This window comes from Bradyrhizobium nivariense, assembly GCF_029846695.2.
Taxonomy (GTDB): domain Bacteria; phylum Pseudomonadota; class Alphaproteobacteria; order Rhizobiales; family Xanthobacteraceae; genus Bradyrhizobium.
In genome coordinates this window covers 13242-30971 of sequence record NZ_JARWCR020000072.1, presented here as the reverse complement: position 1 = coordinate 30971, position 17730 = coordinate 13242, and the positions used below count along the sequence as shown (strand labels likewise).

The 17730-nt window shown below is 64.6% G+C and carries 18 protein-coding genes; 13 read left to right on the top strand and 5 right to left on the bottom strand.

Annotation, left to right across the window (positions count from 1 at the left end):
* The first annotated feature begins 80 nt into the window (after positions 1-80).
* The 12 genes from cysG to QCM77_RS37225 all read left to right on the top strand — a co-directional run bounded on the left by cysG (position 81) and on the right by QCM77_RS37225 (position 11301).
* Positions 81-1505, top strand: a complete 1425-nt coding sequence (cysG, locus tag QCM77_RS37280) for a siroheme synthase CysG (protein WP_280096249.1) — start codon at positions 81-83, stop codon at positions 1503-1505.
* Positions 1502-1819, top strand: coding sequence for a DUF2849 domain-containing protein (locus QCM77_RS37275; RefSeq protein ID WP_007605455.1), 318 nt, complete (start codon positions 1502-1504; stop codon positions 1817-1819). Before cysG ends, QCM77_RS37275 begins: the two co-directional genes overlap by 4 nt.
* Positions 1820-1830: 11 nt before the next feature.
* A complete protein-coding gene (locus QCM77_RS37270; RefSeq protein ID WP_279662484.1) occupies positions 1831-3486 on the top strand; it encodes a nitrite/sulfite reductase in 1656 nt (551 codons plus the stop codon).
* Positions 3473-3988 (top strand): DUF934 domain-containing protein, encoded by a 516-nt coding sequence (locus tag QCM77_RS37265; protein WP_279689810.1) that lies wholly within the window; start codon positions 3473-3475, stop codon positions 3986-3988. The genes QCM77_RS37270 and QCM77_RS37265 overlap by 14 nt, the downstream gene beginning before the upstream one ends.
* Complete coding sequence (locus tag QCM77_RS37260; protein ID WP_279662486.1) at positions 3985-4716, top strand: phosphoadenylyl-sulfate reductase; 732 nt, start codon at positions 3985-3987, stop codon at positions 4714-4716. Before QCM77_RS37265 ends, QCM77_RS37260 begins: the two co-directional genes overlap by 4 nt.
* A gap of 112 nt (positions 4717-4828) precedes the next feature.
* The gene (locus QCM77_RS37255) at positions 4829-5842 is read left to right on the top strand and encodes a sulfate ABC transporter substrate-binding protein (RefSeq protein ID WP_280096248.1); all 1014 of its coding nucleotides are present in this window, start codon (positions 4829-4831) and stop codon (positions 5840-5842) included.
* Positions 5843-5878: 36 nt separating this feature from the next.
* Positions 5879-6727, top strand: a complete 849-nt coding sequence (gene cysT / locus QCM77_RS37250; RefSeq protein ID WP_280096247.1) for a sulfate ABC transporter permease subunit CysT — start codon at positions 5879-5881, stop codon at positions 6725-6727.
* On the top strand, positions 6724-7635 hold the full coding sequence (cysW, locus tag QCM77_RS37245; RefSeq protein WP_280096246.1) for a sulfate ABC transporter permease subunit CysW: 912 nt from the start codon (positions 6724-6726) through the stop codon (positions 7633-7635). The genes cysT and cysW overlap by 4 nt, the downstream gene beginning before the upstream one ends.
* On the top strand, positions 7625-8659 hold the full coding sequence (locus tag QCM77_RS37240; RefSeq protein ID WP_280096245.1) for a sulfate/molybdate ABC transporter ATP-binding protein: 1035 nt from the start codon (positions 7625-7627) through the stop codon (positions 8657-8659). Before cysW ends, QCM77_RS37240 begins: the two co-directional genes overlap by 11 nt.
* A gap of 93 nt (positions 8660-8752) precedes the next feature.
* Entirely contained in the window at positions 8753-9256 is a 504-nt protein-coding gene (locus tag QCM77_RS37235; protein WP_279662491.1) for a CAP domain-containing protein, read from the top strand.
* Between the two features lie 79 nt (positions 9257-9335).
* Positions 9336-10511, top strand: coding sequence for a DUF3734 domain-containing protein (locus tag QCM77_RS37230; RefSeq protein WP_279662492.1), 1176 nt, complete (start codon positions 9336-9338; stop codon positions 10509-10511).
* Position 10512: 1 nt separating this feature from the next.
* Complete coding sequence (locus tag QCM77_RS37225) at positions 10513-11301, top strand: 3-hydroxybutyrate dehydrogenase (protein ID WP_279662493.1); 789 nt, start codon at positions 10513-10515, stop codon at positions 11299-11301.
* A 141-nt stretch (positions 11302-11442) separates the two neighbouring features.
* Here the strand turns inward: QCM77_RS37225 and QCM77_RS37220 are convergent, their stop codons facing one another.
* The 3 genes from QCM77_RS37220 to QCM77_RS37210 form a co-directional block, all read right to left on the bottom strand.
* Positions 11443-12267: a sulfite exporter TauE/SafE family protein gene (locus QCM77_RS37220; protein WP_279689819.1), complete on the bottom strand. Its 825-nt coding sequence runs from the start codon at positions 12265-12267 to the stop codon at positions 11443-11445.
* Positions 12268-12466: 199 nt separating this feature from the next.
* Entirely contained in the window at positions 12467-13834 is a 1368-nt protein-coding gene (locus tag QCM77_RS37215) for a flippase (RefSeq protein WP_280096244.1), read from the bottom strand.
* 232 nt (positions 13835-14066) lie between these two features.
* Complete coding sequence (locus tag QCM77_RS37210) at positions 14067-14906, bottom strand: protein-disulfide reductase DsbD domain-containing protein (protein ID WP_280096243.1); 840 nt, start codon at positions 14904-14906, stop codon at positions 14067-14069.
* A gap of 142 nt (positions 14907-15048) precedes the next feature.
* On the opposite strand from QCM77_RS37210, the gene QCM77_RS37205 reads away from it, so the two are divergent.
* A complete protein-coding gene (locus QCM77_RS37205) occupies positions 15049-15693 on the top strand; it encodes a YqgE/AlgH family protein (protein WP_280096242.1) in 645 nt (214 codons plus the stop codon).
* A 154-nt stretch (positions 15694-15847) separates the two neighbouring features.
* Here the strand turns inward: QCM77_RS37205 and QCM77_RS37200 are convergent, their stop codons facing one another.
* A complete protein-coding gene (locus QCM77_RS37200; RefSeq protein WP_279662498.1) occupies positions 15848-16735 on the bottom strand; it encodes a TauD/TfdA dioxygenase family protein in 888 nt (295 codons plus the stop codon).
* A gap of 202 nt (positions 16736-16937) precedes the next feature.
* Positions 16938-17717 (bottom strand): SDR family NAD(P)-dependent oxidoreductase, encoded by a 780-nt coding sequence (locus QCM77_RS37195; RefSeq protein WP_279662499.1) that lies wholly within the window; start codon positions 17715-17717, stop codon positions 16938-16940.
* Positions 17718-17730: the final 13 nt, after the last annotated feature.

Here is a 17730-nt window from a genome sequence, read left to right as displayed (position 1 = left end):
TTTCTCTTTGCGCGCTCGAAACGACACATATATAGAAAATAATTCCAGTCAACCCCGGATGTGGGGGAAGCGAGTATCGCATGCGGTTCTTGCCGGTGTTTCTCGATCTCAAGACCGGTCCGGTGGTCCTCATCGGCGCGGGCGAGCTTTTGCGCGCCAAGTTGCGCGTGCTCGCCGCTGCCGGTGCGCGCATTCGCGTGCATGCGATCGACGGCAATCAGGACCTGGGTCTGAGCTCCGCGGACGCGATGCGTATCGACATCGCGGCCGGCGATCCGCTCACAGCCGATCTCTCAGGAATCATCGCCATCGTTTGCGCCGGCGCCGGCGATGTCGGCGTTGCGATGTCGGTCCGCGCCAAGGCGCTCGGCCTGCCCGTCAACGTCATGGACGATCTCGAACATTCCAGCTTCATCTTCCCGGCGATCGTCGATCGCGGTGATGTCGTGGTCGCCGTCGGCACTGGCGGCACGTCGCCGGTGGTGGCGCGGCGCGTCCGTGAGAAGATCGAGGCGCTGCTGCCGGCGCGCATCGGCGAGCTCGCCGAGTTCATCGGCGGCTTCCGCAAATCCATCAACGAACGTATTGCCGAGTTTCCGCTGCGCCGCCGCTTCTGGGAGCGCGTCATCGACGGCCCAATCGGCGCCGCCGTTCTGGCCGGCCGCAAAGGCGAGGCGGACGCGGCGCTCAAGGCGATCTCCGATCCATCCGCGTTCGCACGGGCCGACCAGCCGGAAGGCTCCGTCGCGCTCGTCGGTGCAGGGCCCGGCGATCCGGATTTGCTCACCATCAAGGCGCTGCGCGCGCTCCAGGACGCCGATATCGTCTTCCACGACGAACTTGTTTCGCCTGAAATTCTCGACCGCATCCGTCGTGACACCACGCGCGTGCCGGTCGGCCGCCGCGTCGGCAAGCCCGGCATCGGGCAGGACGCGATCAACAAGCGCATGATCGCGGCCGCCGAATCCGGCCAGCGCGTGGTGCGGCTGAAGGGCGGCGATCCCTTCGTGTTCGGCCGCGGCGGCGAAGAAGTCGAAGCCCTGCGTGCAGCCGGCGTTGCCTATTCGATCATTCCCGGCATCACCGCAGGGCTCGGCGGTGCCGCCGATTTCGAGGTGCCGCTCACCTACCGTCATGAAGCGACCCGCATCACCTTCCTCACCGCGCACAAGGCGCGCGACGCGGAGACAGTGGACTGGTCGACGCTCACCGACACCAAAATGACCGTCGTGGTCTACATGGGCATGACCGCCGCGCCCGCCATACGCGCCGGCCTCTTTGCCGCCGGCCGTTCGCCGGAGACGCCGGTCGGCGTGTTCGCCCGCGTCACGCGTCCCGATGCGCAAGGCGCGATCGGCACGCTACGCGACCTGCCCGAGCTGGTGCGACGGACAAATGGCGGCCCCGCCATTCTCATCATCGGCGATGTGGTCCGGCATGCCGGCTCGCTTCGCCGCCAAACCCCAAAACAAATCATCTCTGACCTATTGGATGCAGCCGAATGACCTCCCCGCTTGAACAGAAGAAGATCAAAATCGCCGGCCCCTCGGTCGTGACCGCCAACCGCACCTGGGACGGTATCGTGGTTTACCGCACCGCCGCCAAGAGCTGGTCCGCGGACCTGTCGGAAGCCGCGATCGTGCGCAACTCCGACGAGGCGAAAGCGTTGCTTGCGGAGTCCGTTGCCGATGACGTCGGCGCGATCGGTCCCTATATCGCGCCGGTACAGGTCGGTGCGGACGGCAAGATCGAACCCGGCAATCTGCGCGAACAGATCCGTCGCACCGGCGTGACCATCGGACAGCCGGTCCAGGTTTAAGGCATTCTCTCATGTACGCTTACGACGAAATCGACCGCACGCTCGTCAACGAGCGCGTCTCGGAGTTCCGCGACCAGGTGAAGCGCCGCCTCTCCGGCGAGCTCACCGAGGACGAGTTCAAGATCCTGCGGCTTCAGAACGGCGTCTATCTGCAACTGCACGCCTACATGTTCCGCGTCGCGATCCCCTACGGGACGCTGGCGTCGAACCAGTTGCGCGCACTCGCCCACGTCGCGCGCAAATACGACCGCGGCTACGGCCATTTCACCACGCGGCAGAACATCCAGTTCAACTGGATCAAGCTTGCCGAATTGCCGGATGCGCTGGCCGATCTCGCCGAGGTCGGCATCCATGCGATGCAAACCTCCGGCAACAACATGCGCAACGTCACCTCGGACCAGTGGGCCGGCGTCGCGCCCGGCGAGATCGAGGATCCCCGCATCTGGTCGGAGCTGATCCGCCAGCACACAACGCTGCATCCGGAATTCTCGTTCCTGCCGCGCAAGTTCAAGATCGCGATCACCGCGTCGGACCACGACCGCGCCGCGATCAAGATCCACGACATCGGGCTGAAGCTGATCAAGAACGAGAAGGGCGAGACCGGCTTCGAGGTGCTGGTCGGCGGCGGGCTCGGCCGCACGCCGTTCATCGGCAAGACCATCAAGCATTTCGTCCACGGCCGCGACATCCTCAGCTACATCGAGGCGATCCTGCGGGTCTACAACCAGTACGGCCGCCGCGACAACATCTACAAGGCGCGCATCAAGATCCTGGTGCACGAGCTCGGCATCGAGAAGTTCTCGCGCGAGGTCGAGGAGGAGTGGCAGCATATCCGCAACTCCTCGCTCCAGATCGACGACGAGGTGATCGGGGACATCCGCTCGCGCTTCGCCTATCCTTCCTACGAGAAGCTGCCGCACAATCCGGACCAGCTGCGCCAGGCCGCGGCCGATCCCGATTTCGAGGCATGGCGCAAGAACTCGGTGGCCCCGCACAAGGTCCAGGGCTATTCCATCGTCACGATCTCGCTGAAGCCGATCGGCGCGCCTCCGGGCGATGCCACCGCCGAGCAGATGGACGCGCTGGCCGATCTCGCCGACAGATATTCCTTCGGTGAGATCCGCGTCGGCCACGAGCAGAACCTCGCTTTGCCGCACGTCGCCAAGCGCGACCTGCCGGCGCTGTGGAAGGCGCTCGACAAGCTCGGGCTGGCAACGCCGAACGTCAATCTGATCACCGACATCATCGCCTGTCCGGGTCTCGACTATTGTTCGCTGGCGAACGCGCGCTCGATCCCGATCGCGCAGGAATTGACGCGGCGCTTCGCCAATCACGAGCTCGCCAATCTGATCGGCCGCCTCCACATCAACATCTCCGGCTGCATCAATGCCTGCGGCCATCATCATGTCGGGCATATCGGCATTCTCGGCGTCGAGAAGAACGGCGAGGAGGTCTATCAGATCACCATCGGCGGGCGCGCCGACGAGAGCGCCGCACTCGGCAATCTGATCGGCCCCGGCGTCAAGTTCGACGAGGTCGCCGACGTCGTCGAGGACATCGTGGAGGCCTATCTGGCGCTGCGCGAGCGGCCGGAGGAGCTGTTCATGGACACCGTAAAACGCCTCGGCGTCGAACCCTTCAAGGAGCGCGTCTATGCCACTCGTTAACGGCGGAAAAATCGTCGACGACAGCTTCGTCAAGCTCGCCGTCGACACGCCGCTGCCCGAGGGCGGCGACGTCCTGGTGCCGGCCGAGCGCTTCGTCGGCGAGGCCGATGCGTTGCTCAAGCGGACCGGCAAGGTCGGCGTGATCTGGCCGAACAATCGCGACATCGCCGAGCTGGTGCCCTATCTCGGCAAGATCGCCGTCGTCGCACTGGTGTTCCCGACCTTCCGCGACGGACGCGCCTACAGCCAGGCGCGGCTGCTGCGCGAGCGCTACAATTACCGCGGCGAATTGCGTGCGACGGGCCAGATCCTGCGCGACCAGTTCGTGTTCATGTTGCGCGCCGGTTTCGATTCCTTCGACGTCAAGAAGCAGGCCGACGCGGAAGCCTTCATGGAGACCGCGAAGCGCTATTCGGTATTCTACCAGCCCACCGGCGACGGCCGCATTACGGCGCTGCACCGGCGCATGCAGCTGCGTCACTCCGAAGGGGTCGGCACGTGAACGCAATCGCGCCTCCAGTTTCTTCGATTTCCGTCTCTGCGCTGCCGTCGGCGGATGAACTCGATCGTGCCTTGCGCGATGCCTCGCCCGCGGAAATTATCGCCGCTGCGCTGAAGACGGTCGGGCGCGAGAAGCTCGCGCTGGTGTCGTCGTTCGGTACGGAATCGGCGACGCTGCTGAAGGTCATGGCCGACGTCGATCCGGCGATCCCCGTGATCTTCCTCGACACCGGCTGGCTGTTCGAGGAGACGCTGGCCTATCGCGATACGCTGATCGCGACGCTGGGCCTGAAGGACGTCCGCTCGATCAGGCCTGCCGAGGAGACGCTGTCGCGCGAAGATCCCGACCGCGACCTCTGGTTCTCCGATCCCGACGCTTGCTGCCGTATCCGCAAGGTCGAGCCGCTGGCGCGTGCGCTGAAACCATTCGACGCCTGGCTCAACGGCCGCAAGCGCTTCCAGGGCAGCTCGCGCGCCGATATTCCGGTGGTCGAGGACGACGGCGCTCGGTTGAAGTTCAATCCCTTCGCCAATGTCTCGCGCGAGGAACTCGAGGCGATTTTCGCCCGCGCCAAATTGCCGCGTCATCCTCTCGTGGAGTCCGGTTTCCTGTCGGTTGGGTGTATGCCTTGCACGAGCAGAACGGCCGAAGGCGAGGATGAGCGTGCCGGTCGCTGGCGCGGCCGGGCCAAGACGGAATGCGGCATCCACACGATGAAGACTTCATAGCATGGTCACGCTGCCCGGCTACGAACAAGAAAATCCGGTTCCGTTGACTTAAGCGCGTTTCGACCCGAGTTATGCCTGCAGGTCTTCGCTGACATCGACGTCATCGAAGTGAATGGAGATGGACATGATGCGCCGTATCGTTCCGCTCGCCGCAGGACTGCTCGTGACAGGCTTGTTGGCAAGCTCGGCTCTCGCCGCTGACATCAATCTGCTGAACGTATCGTACGATCCGACGCGTGAGCTCTATGCCGAGTTCAACAAGGCGTTCGCGAATGCCTATCAGAAGGAAACCGGCAAGAGCGTCGAGATCAAGCAGTCGCATGGCGGCAGCGGTTCGCAGGCGCGCGCCGTGATCGACGGATTGCAGGCCGACGTGGTGACGCTTGCGCTCGCCTACGACATCGACGCCATCGCGGGCAAGGGCCTCACGGCCGCTGACTGGCAGAAGCGGTTGCCGCAGAATTCATCGCCCTACACCTCGACCATCGTGTTTCTGGTCCGCAAGGGCAATCCGAAGAGCATCAAGGATTGGGACGATCTGCTCAAGCCGGGCGTCGGCGTGATCACGCCGAACCCGAAGACGTCGGGTGGCGCGCGCTGGAATTATCTGGCGGCCTGGGGCTTTGCGCAGAAGAAATACGGCTCGGCAGACAAGGCCAAGGACTTCATCGGCAAATTGTATCAGCAGGTGCCGGTGCTCGACACCGGCGCGCGCGGTGCAACCGTGACTTTCGTCGAGCGCGGCGTCGGCGACGTGCTGCTCGCCTGGGAGAACGAGGCGTACCTGGCGCTGAAGGAATTCGGCCCGGAGAAATTCGAGATCGTGGCGCCGCCGCTCTCGATCCTGGCGGAACCGCCGGTGACGATCATCGACAAGGTTGCCGATAAAAAAGGCACCCGCAGCGTCGCCGATGCCTACCTGCAATACTGGTACACCAAGGAAGGTCAGGAAATCGCGGCGCGCAACTTCTATCGTCCGCGCGATCCCGAGACCGCCAAAAAATATGAAAACGCCTTCGCAAAGGTCGAGCTGTTCACGATCGACGAATTTTTCGGCGGCTGGACCAAGGCCCAGAAGGAACATTTTGCCGACGGCGGCGTCTTCGATCAGATCTACAAGAACTGATCGGGCGCTGTCGGAGGGGCTTAAGCAGGGGGCCTGGTGAGCGCAATCGCAGCACGACGCCGGACATTGCCGGGCTTCGGTCTCACGATGGGGCTGACGCTTTCCTGGCTGTCGATCATCATCCTGATTCCGCTCGCCGGCCTGTTCCTGAAATCGCTCGAGCTCAGTCCCGAGCAGTTCTGGAACATCCTCTCCAGCCGTCGCACCCTGAATGCCTTGCGCGTGTCCTTCGGCCTCGCCTTTGCCGCCGCCTGCGTCAACCTGGTGATGGGCAGCATCATCGTCTGGGCGCTGGTGCGTTACCGCTTCCCCGGAAGGCGGCTGTTCGATGCCATCGTCGACGTGCCCTTTGCGTTGCCGACGGCGGTTGCCGGCGTCGCGCTGACCGCGTTGTTCGCCGAGAAGGGCTGGCTCGGCGCGCCGCTTGCGGCGGCCGGTATCAAGGTGGCGTTCACGCCGGTCGGCATCTTCGTCGCCATGATCTTCATCGGCATCCCGTTCGTGGTGCGCACGGTGCAGCCGGTGCTCCAGGATCTCGACCCCGAGATCGAGGAGGCGGCGGGCAGCCTTGGCGCCAGCCGCTGGCAGACCATCATTCGCGTGATCCTGCCCTCGCTCGGGCCGGCGCTGCTCACCGGGCTCGCGCTCGCCTTCGCCCGCGCCGTCGGCGAGTACGGCTCGGTCATCTTCATCGCCGGCAATCTGCCGAACGTCTCCGAGATCGCGCCGCTCCTGATCGTGATCCGGCTGTCGGAGTTTCGCTATGCCGACGCGACCGCCATCGCGGTGGTCATGCTCATAGTGTCCTTCGTCATCATCTTTGCCGTTAACCGGCTCCAGCGCTGGGCGCAGAGCCGGATCCCGGCGGCTGAGGGCGGATCATGACGATGCAGATCGCAGAGTCCGTCTCACTCTCGGCCCCCGACGCCAGGGCACGCGCGCATGCGGCGGCCGCGCAGAACAACCTTCGCACCGAACCGCGCGCGGTCCGCATCACTATCATCGTGCTGGCGATGATCTTCCTCAGCGTCTTCGTTGTGCTGCCGCTGGTGGTCGTGTTCGCGCAGGCCTTCTCGAAGGGAATCCTCGCTTATCTCGCCGCGCTGGCCGACCCGGAGGCGTTGTCCGCGATCAAGCTGACACTGGTGGTGGCGGCGATCTCGGTCGGCCTCAACCTCGTGTTCGGTCTCGTCGCGGCCTGGGCCATCGCGAAGTTCGAGTTCAGGGGCAAGACCTTTCTGATCACGCTGATCGACCTGCCGTTCTCGGTGAGCCCGGTGATCTCGGGTCTCGTCTTCGTGCTGCTGTTCGGCGCGCAGGGCTATTTCGGGAGCTGGCTGCGCGATCACGACATCCAGATCCTGTTCGCGGTGCCGGGCATCGCGCTCGCGACCACCTTCGTGACCTTCCCCTTCGTGGCGCGCGCGCTGATCCCGCTGATGCAGGAGCAGGGCACGCAGGAGGAGGAGGCCGCGGTCTCGCTCGGCGCCTCGGGCTTGCAGACCTTCTTCCGCGTCACGCTGCCCAACATCAAATGGGGCGTGCTCTATGGCGTCCTGCTCTGCAATGCGCGCGCGATGGGCGAGTTCGGCGCGGTGTCCGTCGTCTCCGGCCATATCCGCGGCGAGACCAACACCATGCCGCTGCTGGTCGAGATCCTCTACAACGAATACCAGTTCGTCGCAGCGTTCGCGATCGCCTCGCTGCTCGCGATGCTGGCGCTGATCACGTTGATCGCCAAGACCGTTCTCGAACGCCATCTGGACGAAGGACACGACCGCCGTGACCATTGAAGTCAGGAATCTCGTCAAGAAATTCGGCAGCTTCGCAGCCCTCGACGGCGTCGACCTCAAGGTCGACAACGGCGAGCTGCTGGCGCTGCTCGGCCCCTCCGGCTCCGGCAAGACCACGCTGCTGCGCATCATCGCCGGCCTCGACTGGCCTGATTCCGGTGAAGTCGCCTTCAACGGCGAGGACGCGCTGGCGCGGGGCGCGCGCGAGCGTCACGTCGGCTTCGTGTTCCAGCACTACGCGCTGTTCCGCCACATGACGGTGTTCGAGAACGTCGCCTTCGGCCTGCGCGTGCAGCCGCGCGCGATCCGGAAGGACGAGTCCACCATTCGTGCGCGCGTCAAGGAGCTGCTCGATCTCGTGCAGCTCGACTGGCTTGCCGACCGCTATCCGAGCCAGCTCTCGGGCGGCCAGCGCCAGCGCATCGCACTCGCCCGTGCGCTCGCGATCGAGCCGCGCATCCTGCTGCTCGACGAGCCCTTCGGCGCGCTCGACGCCAAGGTGCGCAAGGAGCTGCGCAGATGGCTGCGCTCGCTGCACCACGAGATCAACGTCACCTCGATCTTCGTCACCCATGACCAGGAGGAGGCGCTGGAAGTTGCCAACCGCGTCGTGGTGATGGACAAGGGCAGGATCGAGCAGATCGGCTCGCCCGACGATGTCTATGAGAGCCCGGCGACCGCCTTCGTCCACGGCTTCATCGGCGAATCCATCGAGCTGCCGGTCCACATCGAAGGCGGCGTCGTCAGGCTCGGTGACCGGCCGCTTCGGCTCGCGGCAGACGGGCATGCGCCTGGCGCGTCAAGACTGTTCGTGCGGCGACACGATATGCTGGTTGGCCCGCCCGGCAGTGGTGCCTTCGAGGGCGCTGTGCAGCATGTCCGGAATTTCGGCCCCGTGCAGCGGGCCGAAGTGGCCCTGTCAGGCGGCGAGACCATCGAGATCGACGCTCCCCGCAACAGGGAACTGCGCACCGGCGACAGGATTGGCCTGGAGCCCCGCCGCTACCGGATATTTGCGGGCTAGGCGCCTCGGCCAAAAGCTCAAATCTTCCTCAAAATTCACCTTTCAGCCACGGTTGGTATGCAACAACGGCCCCTGATTTGGGGGCTCCTGTTCATGCGCGCCGCGGCCGCGATATCAATCACTTTGCTGCTCGCCGGCTGCGCCGGCAACGAAGCGCCGGTCCAGCAGCCCTCGATGTATGCCGATATGGCGGTCCCGGGCTCCAAGCTCGATGCGCAGGCGGCTGCGATCATGATCTCGCAATACCGCCAGAACAACGGGCTCGGCACCGTCGTGATCGACCCCGATCTGATGCGGCTCGCCGATTCCCAGTCCCAGGCCATGGCAGCGGCCAACAAGATGGACCATGACGTCCGCGCGCCGCTGGCCAAGCGCCTCAGCGCCGGCAGCTATCCGGCGACGGTTGCGGTCGAGAACGTCTCGGCCGGCTATCATACGCTGGCGGAAGCGTTTTCCGGCTGGCGCGACTCGCCCCCGCACCGCGCCAACATGCTCAAGAGCGGTGTCACAAAATTGGGCATAGCGGCGGGCTATGCTCCCGGCACCAAATACAAGGTGTTCTGGACCATGATCCTGGCCTCGACCGACCCCCGATAAGCCAGACTTGATCCCGGGATGCATTGACGCCGCGGCGAAACTGTCGCCACGGTGGCTCGCCTTTTGCTATTGTTCCCGCATGACAGATCATAGCCCGGAAGTCGCAACAGTCCCCGCGAACGCGCAACGCGTCCTGGTTCTCCAGGGCGGCGGCGCGCTCGGCTCCTATCAGGCCGGCGCCTATCAGTCGCTCTGCCACGCCGGCTTCGAGCCGGAATGGGTCGCCGGCATCTCGATCGGCGCGATCAACGCCGCGATCATCGCCGGCAACGAAGGGCAGACGCGCGTCAAGCGGCTCAAGGAATTCTGGGAGATGGTCTCCGCGCCGGTGCCGTGGAAGCCGATCGGCAAGAGCGATCACAGCCGCGAGCTGTTCAATTCGACCAGCGCCGCACTGATCGCGACCTTCGGCGTGCCCGGTTTCTTCACGCCGCGCATTCCGCCCGCGCCGCTCTGGCCGCCCGGCAGCCCGCAGGCCGAGAGCTATTACGACACCGCGCCGCTGAAGAAGACGCTGGAGCGTCTGGTCGATTTCGACCGCATCAACGACTTGAAGACGCGGCTGTCGGTCGGTGCGGTCGGCGTCGCCTCCGGCAACTTCAAATATTTCGACAATTTCGAGTTCAGGAAGCTCGGCAAAAAAATCGGCCCCGAGCACATCATGGCCTCCGGCGCGCTGCCGCCCGGCTTTCCGTCCGTCGTGATCGACGGCGAGCATTATTGGGACGGCGGCATCGCCTCCAACACGCCGCTCGACTACGTGCTGGACGCGGAGGTCGACCGCGACCTCCTGATTTTCCAGGTCGATCTGTTCAGCGCCCGCGGCGATCTGCCGACCTCGCTGCTCGAGGCCACCGAGCGCGAGAAGGACATCCGCTTCTCCAGCCGCACGCGGATGAACACCGACAAGAACAAGCAGATCCACAATGCCCGCAGGGCGGTGCGCGACCTGATCGGCAAATTGCCGGACTATCTGAAGAACGACCCGTCCGTCGAATTCCTCGCCAAGGTGTCGCGCGAAAGCACGGTCACCGTGGTGCACCTGATCTATCGCAGCAAGAACTACGAATCCTCGTCCAAGGATTACGACTTCTCGCATGTCGGCATGGTCGAGCATTGGGAAGCCGGCGTGCGCGACGTGCATCTGTCGATGCGCCACAAGGACTGGCTCGAGCGGCCACAATCCGGCGAGACCATGGTGACCTACGATCTCACGGGGGACGTCACCGCGCCCCCGCCAAAAAGGAGCGAATAATATGGGTAGTCTGTCAGGCAAGAACGCCGTCGTGACCGGATCGACCAGCGGCATCGGGCTCGCTTATGCGCGCGCCTTCGCTGCCGCCGGCGCCAATGTCGTCATCAACGGGTTCGGCTCGCCGGAGGATATCGAGAAGGAGCGCGCCAAGATCGAGTCCGATTTCGGCGTGAAGGCGATCTATTCGCCTGCCGATATGACCAAGCCGGCCGAGATCGCCGGGATGATCGCGCTCGGCGAGAAGAGTTTTGGTTCGGTCGACATCCTCGTCAACAATGCTGGCATCCAGTTCGTCTCGCCGATCGAGGAATTCCCGCCGGAGAAGTGGGACCAGATCATCGCGATCAACCTGTCCTCGGCCTTCCATGCCATCCGCGCCGCCGTCCCCGGCATGAAGAAGAAGGGCTGGGGCCGCATCATCAATACCGCCTCCGCACACTCGCTGGTCGCCTCGCCCTTCAAGTCGGCCTATGTATCGGCCAAGCACGGCATCGCCGGCCTGACCAAGACCGTGGCGCTCGAGGTCGCGACCAACAAGATCACCTGCAACTGCATCAGCCCCGGCTATGTCTGGACGCCGCTGGTGGAGAAGCAGATCCCCGACACGATGAAGGCGCGCAGCCTCACGCGCGAGCAGGTCATCAACGACGTGCTGCTCGATGCGCAGCCGACCAAGGAGTTCGTCACCTCCGAGCAGGTCGCAGCACTCGCGCTGTTCCTGTGCGGCGACGATGCCGCGCAGATCACCGGCACCAACCTGTCGATCGACGGCGGCTGGACCGCGGAGTAACAGCGCTCTTCGTCATGCCCCGGCTTGACCGGGGCATCCAGTACGCCGCGGCGTCTCGGCACAACCACAGCCGTCTCGGAGTACTGGATCGCCCGGTCAAGGCCGGGCGATGACAGCGCGAATGGTGCGGCTGTTTTCCGTTCAGTGTGTCCAGGCCAGCGCCGTCACGAACGCCGAGGACAGGTTCAGCTCCGCGAACATGATCTTGCCGGCGACCACGAACAGCACGCTGGCAAGTGTCAGGCGCAGCACCGTCTCGGGCACGCGCGTCGCGCTGAAGCTGCCGACGATGATGCCGGGCAGCGAGCCCAACAGCAGCACGCCCATCAGCGCCCAATCCACGTCGCCAAGCGCCCAGTGCCCCATTCCGGCGATCAGCGTCAGCGGGACCGCATGGGCGATGTCGGAGCCGACGATGGTCGCCATCGGCAGGCGCGGATAGAGCAGCAGCAGAACAGTGACGCCGACCGCGCCGGCGCCGACCGATGAAATCGAGACCAGCACACCGAGCACGATTCCGGTGACGACCGTCGCGATCGCCGTGGTGCGGTCATCGACCTGCACCAGGCGCCGACGGTAACGCTCCATGATCGCCTTGCGGAAGATCAGCGAGGTCGCGGTCAGCAGCAGCGCGAAGCACAACACCAGATTGACCAGGCCGCGCTCGGAATCGCTCTTGAGGTCGAGCTTCCACAGCACGAGCAGCGTCAGCGCGCTCGCGGGAAGGCTGCCGCAGGCGAGCCGCAGCACCGCCGGCCAGTGCACGCTGCGCGACCAGCCATGCACCACGCTGCCGCCGGTCTTGGTGGCGGCGGCATAGAGCAGGTCGGTGCCGACCGCGGTCGATGGATGAATCCCGAACAGCAGGATCAGCAGCGGCGTCATCAACGAGCCGCCGCCGACGCCGGTCATCCCGACCAGCAGGCCGACGCCGAAACCGGAGGCGACGTAGAGTGGATCGATCATGTCCAGGGAATCTTAGGTTTATCTCGTCAGTTGGGCAATATGACGTAGAATAAATTTCCCCTAAGGCGCAACCGCTTGGGAGCAATAAGAAAAATCGTGCTGCTTGGGTGGTGGTAGGTAGGCATTTCGCTTTGTCCCCGGGCGCGCTTCGAAGCAGCCGTTCCCCCGAGGGCAGCATGCGAGGGCGGGTGGGAAGCGCCTATTTCCCAAACGCCAGCACGTGCAATCCGAGCCGCTGTCGCACGATCCAGAACAGAAGCACCGTCTCGAAACTGAGCGAGATCGAGGTCGCGGCCGCAGCGCCGTGGCCGCCGAAGCGCGGCACCAGCGCGATGCAGAGCACCAGGTTCATCACAAAGGCCAGCGCATAGGCCAGCGCGCAGATCTTCTGCTGGCCGAGCATGTTGAGCAGCCGTTCGACCGGGCCGATCGCGGCACGGACCACGAGGCCGATCGCGGCGACGAACATGATGTCGTAGCCGACCACGAATTGCGGTCCGAACAGCCAGAGCAGCGGCTTGCCGAGCGCGAGCAGCACGATCGTCGCCGCCAGCGACGGCCAGAACGTCCAGTTGATGGCATGCGCCACGTAAGCCGACAGCCGCGCCTTGTCGCCAGCGGCGTTGTATTCGGCGAAGCGATGCGCGGTCGTCGCCGACATCGCGTAGTGGATGAAGGAGACCAGCGCCAGCGTCTTCACCACCGCGAAATAGACGCCGACCTCGTCGGAGGGGCGGAATTGCTGAAGCACCAGCACGTCGGTATAGGACAAGAGCAGGTAGAAGCTTTCGACCAGCAGGATCGGCAGCGAGACGGCGAGCCAGCCGCCGATGTCATAGGCCTTGGGGCCCGGCTCGATGTGATCGGCGAGCTTGCGGTTCAGCACCGCCATCTGGCCGGTCATCGCGATCCACACTGCGCCGGCGCTCGCGACCATCGCGGCGACCGCGCCGAGATGATAGCCGAGCAGGAAGGCGCAGGCCGTGATGCCGATGATCAGCGCCTGGCGGATGATGAATTGCGGCATCAGGCCGAGCTGCATCCAGTCATGCGAGCGCGCGATGCCGTCCTGGGTGTTGGCGACGACGAAAGCGGGCAGCGTCATGCAGCCGATATAGAGCGGCAGCACCTCGGCCGGATCGATCCAGGGCGACAGCAGCTTGACGATGCCGGCGAGGCCAAGCGACACCAGCGTCGACACCGCAAAGGTCAGCCATCGGCTGCCGGAGAGAAAGCCGCGCAGCAGCGCATGCTCGCCTCGGGTGCGGTATTCCGGAATGATCTTTTGCGCCGAGGCCGAGATGCCAAAATCCATCATGCTGCCGAGCAGCAGCACCCAGGTCCAGACATAGACATAGACGCCGTAGTCCGACGTCCCCATCCAGCGCGCGAGCAGCACTTGCGAAAAATAGGCAAGGCCGGCGCTGATCACGCGAATGACGAAGATGGTGCCGGCCAGCCGCCGCGTCAGCGATGCCTCGCTCGACCCGCCCGTCAACTTTTCGCGCAACCGCGCGATGAGGCCGGCAGGTCCGGTCGTTGCGGGTTCTGCATCCATCACGGCCAATTCGAAGGATCCCCAAGGCGCGCACGCGCATGCTGCGGCAGGCTTGTGCGGTAGCCTTGGGAATTAGCAACCATTCGTTAAGATTCGGTTGGGTCAAAGATGTCGTCCTGGCGAACGCCAGGACCCATACCGCGTGATCTATCAGGAGGGACTGGGTAGCAGTTCCAAACGAGGAATCTTCGCCAAACTACTTCCTGGGGTAATGGGTTCTGGCTTTCGCCAGGACGACCAGTCACTCCAAATTCGTATTGAACTCGTACGACTTCTCCGGCCCGACCAGCGTGAACTTCAGCGCTGCGCCGTCGGGCTTGGCGCCCGGCGGCAGCCCGTCGAGCTCGAACGAGAAACGCTTGACGCCCGGTGGGCTGGGCTCGACCGGCGCCGGGATCGGCAGCGACCAGTCGGGCGTCGGTCCTTCCACGAACAGATTGACGTTGCGCCCATCCGGCGCGACCACGTCGACCACCACATTCTTGGGCCCGTCACGCTTGACGTCGCGGATTGTGAGCGGGTTGGGATCGCCGATAGCGGCAGGCTTGGGCACGGTGTCGAGCGCTGCACGCAGATTGGAGTCCTCGGTCGAGGCGACGCTGTTGAAGCCAAGCTCGGCGCGGGCCTCGACGGGAATGCAGAGCTTTTCGCACACCGCGTAATTGATCTCGGCGCGCAACGTCACCGGCTTGTCGGCCGCCTTGGGAACGATGCGCAAAGGCAGCACGATCTGGTCGTGATAGCCGATCGAATGGCCGCCCGCGCCGTCGTCGAACTTCAGCGGCGCCGGCCACATCACCGTCACCGCTTCGACATTGTCCGACTTCGAGAAGTCGAAGCGCGGCGGAACGCCGGAATCGCCCGGCACGCGCCAATAGGTTTTCCAGCCCGGCTGGATCTGGAAGGCGATACCGCCGAGCAGGACGGCGCCGCTGCGCGATCCCGCGAGCAACCGCACTGCGGAATGTCCGTCGCGCTGCCAGGGCGATGCGTCGTCGGCGCGGGCGGCAATCGCCAGCGACGACGCGAGCAGGGTTGTCGCGACGCCAATCGCCGCATGCAGTGGAACTCTTGTCAGCATGGTACGTCTTTACAGGGTCACCCCAGGGCAAACCATTGAATTGCTTGTGATGGATGCACCTGAATCGAGATCCTGCAAGCCTTGATTTGACAGCGGCCCGGCCCGACATCAGGATAGGAATTGAAACCGGAGTGCTTGACCGATGGCTCCCACAGGCAAGAGAACGGGCGAAAGCACTCGCAAGTCCGGCCCCGCGTTCCCCAGTTCGGCGGGTTACCTCGACGGGCGCCTCCTGATCGCGATGCCGGTGATGGGCGATGAGCGCTTCGAGCGCTCGGTGATCTATCTCTGCGCCCACTCCGCCGAAGGCGCCATGGGCATCATCGTGAACCACCCGGCCGGCAGCATCGACTTCCCCGAGCTCTTGCAGCAGCTCGGCATCATCAAGAAGGGCGAGCACATCAAGCTGCCGGAGAATGCCGAAAGCATGAAGGTGCTGCGCGGCGGTCCGGTCGATACCGGCCGCGGCTTCGTGCTGCACTCCAGCGATTTCTACATCGAGAACGCGACGCTCCGGATCGACGACGACGTCTGTCTCACCGCGACTGTCGACATCCTGCGGGCGATCGCCAACGGCTCCGGCCCCAAGCACGCGATCCTCGCGCTCGGCTATGCCGGCTGGGCGCCGGGCCAGCTCGAGACCGAAATCCAGAGCAATGGCTGGTTGCATTGCGATGCGGATTCGGAATTGATCTTCGGCGACGACGTCGACGAAAAATACGGACGCGCGCTGCGCAAGATCGGCATCGATCCCGGCATGCTCTCGAACGAGGCGGGCCACGCGTAGTGTCACTCTTGCTGTCGTATATCACCCTCCGCTGTCATGCCCCGGCTTGACCGGGGCATCCAGTACGCCGGAGCGTATCGGCTCTATCACAACTGTCTCGGAGTACTGGATCGCCCGGTCAAGCCGGGCGATGACACCGATTGCTGAGTAGCGCCTACTCCGCCGCCTGCTGCTGCACCGTCGGCTCGGTCCCCGCTACCGTTGCGCGGCGCATGTCGCGGGGCTGCGACTGGTCGTAGCGGCGGACGCGGTGCATGGTCTGGCGGTTGTCCCACATCACGAGGTCATGCAGCTTCCATTTGTGGACGTAGACGAACTCGCCTTGCGTCGCGTGCTCGTTGAGATCGCGCAGCAGCAGCCTTCCCTCGGGGACGCTCATGCTGACGATCTTGCCGGCATGCGATGAGAGATAGAGCGACTTGCGGCGATGGCCGGGATGGGTGCGCACCAGACGTTGCAGCACCGGCTTGAACATCTGCTTCTCGTCGTCGGTGTATTCGGTGAAGCCGAGCGATCCCCGCGAATACATCAGCGAGTGCTCGCACACGAGGTCGTCGATCTCCGCCTTGGTCTCGTCGTCGAGCGCATCATAGGCCGCGCGCATGTCGGCGAATTCGGTGTTGCCGCCCTTCGGGTTGAGCACGCGGGCCGACAGCAGCGAGAATTTTGCCGGGATGGGGCGGAACGAGCTGTCGGAATGCCACAGGCAATTGCCGAGGTTGAACAGGTGCGCGCGGCTGTCTTTCGCCAGCGGCTTGCCATCCTTGCCGAGATTGGAGACGTCGTTCAGGCCCGATTGGAGCCGGTAGTCCTTTTCCTTCGTGACAGTGCCGCCGCGCGCGTCCTCGCGCTGGCCGAAATTCAGCGCAAAAGCCATCTGCTGTTCGTCGGTGATGTCCTGGTCGTGGAAGACCAGCACCGCATATTTGTCCATGGCAGCTTCGACCTCGCGCGCCTCGGCCTCGGTGAGAGGCTTTCGCAGGTCGAGGCCGGAAACCTCGCCGACAAAATGCGTCTGAAGCTGCCGGATGGCGATCGTCATGGCGTTATCTCCCGCGAGCCGCGAGCGGTTGGTCCCGCTCTGTCGAGGAAAAAGTTACTCCCGTAACAGACGATGTCAACGCTGGGGGCGCATAGCTGCCCGTAGCCCGGATGGAGCGAAGCGTAATCCGGGGAGTCTTCCCGCGAGGTGAGAACCCCGGATTGCGCTGCGCTCCATCCAGGCTACGCACCTTTGGTGCCGCTCACGCGTTGCGCGCCATCAGGCCGCCGTCGACCGGGATGACTGCGCCGGTGAGGAAGGACGCTGCCGGCAGGCACAGGCTCAGCGTCATGTGCGCGACCTCTTCGGGATCGCCGTAGCGGCCTAATGCGGTGCGGCGTTTGGCGTAGATCGTCTTGTGCTCTTCCGATATCCGGTCGGTGATGGCTGTGCGGATCGGCCCCGGGCAGATGCAGTTGACGGTGATGCCTTCGCGGCCGAGCTCCACCGCGAGCGAGCGGGTGAGGCTGGCGACGCCGCCCTTCGCCGCCGAATAGGGGCTGTGCAATGCGGTGGCGCCGAGCGCCTCGGTCGAGGCGATGTTGACGATGCGCGGGCTCTTCGACTGGCGTAAGTGAGGCAGCGCGGCGCGGATGATGCGCGGATGCGCCGTCAGCATCACCGCGATGCTCCTGGCCCAGGCGTCTTCATAGGCCTCGTCGTCGATCGCGGCGCGCACGGAGATGCCGGCATTGTTGACGATGATGTCGAGCCCGCCGAAATGCGCGGCGACGTCGCCGACCACGCGCTTGATCTCACCGCCGTCGGCGACGTCGAGCTTCCAGGCTTTCGCCGCTCCGCCGGCTGCCGCGATCTCCTTCGCGACGGCTAGCGCGCCCTGCTCGTCATAATCGGTGACGGCAACGTTCGCGCCGTCAACGGCGAACACCCGCGCCGTCGCGCGCCCCATGCCGCTGGCCGCGCCGGTGACGAGAACGGTCAGACCCTTCACGGAGCGGCTGAGCTGTTTGAATTCGGACATGCTGCTTCCTCGC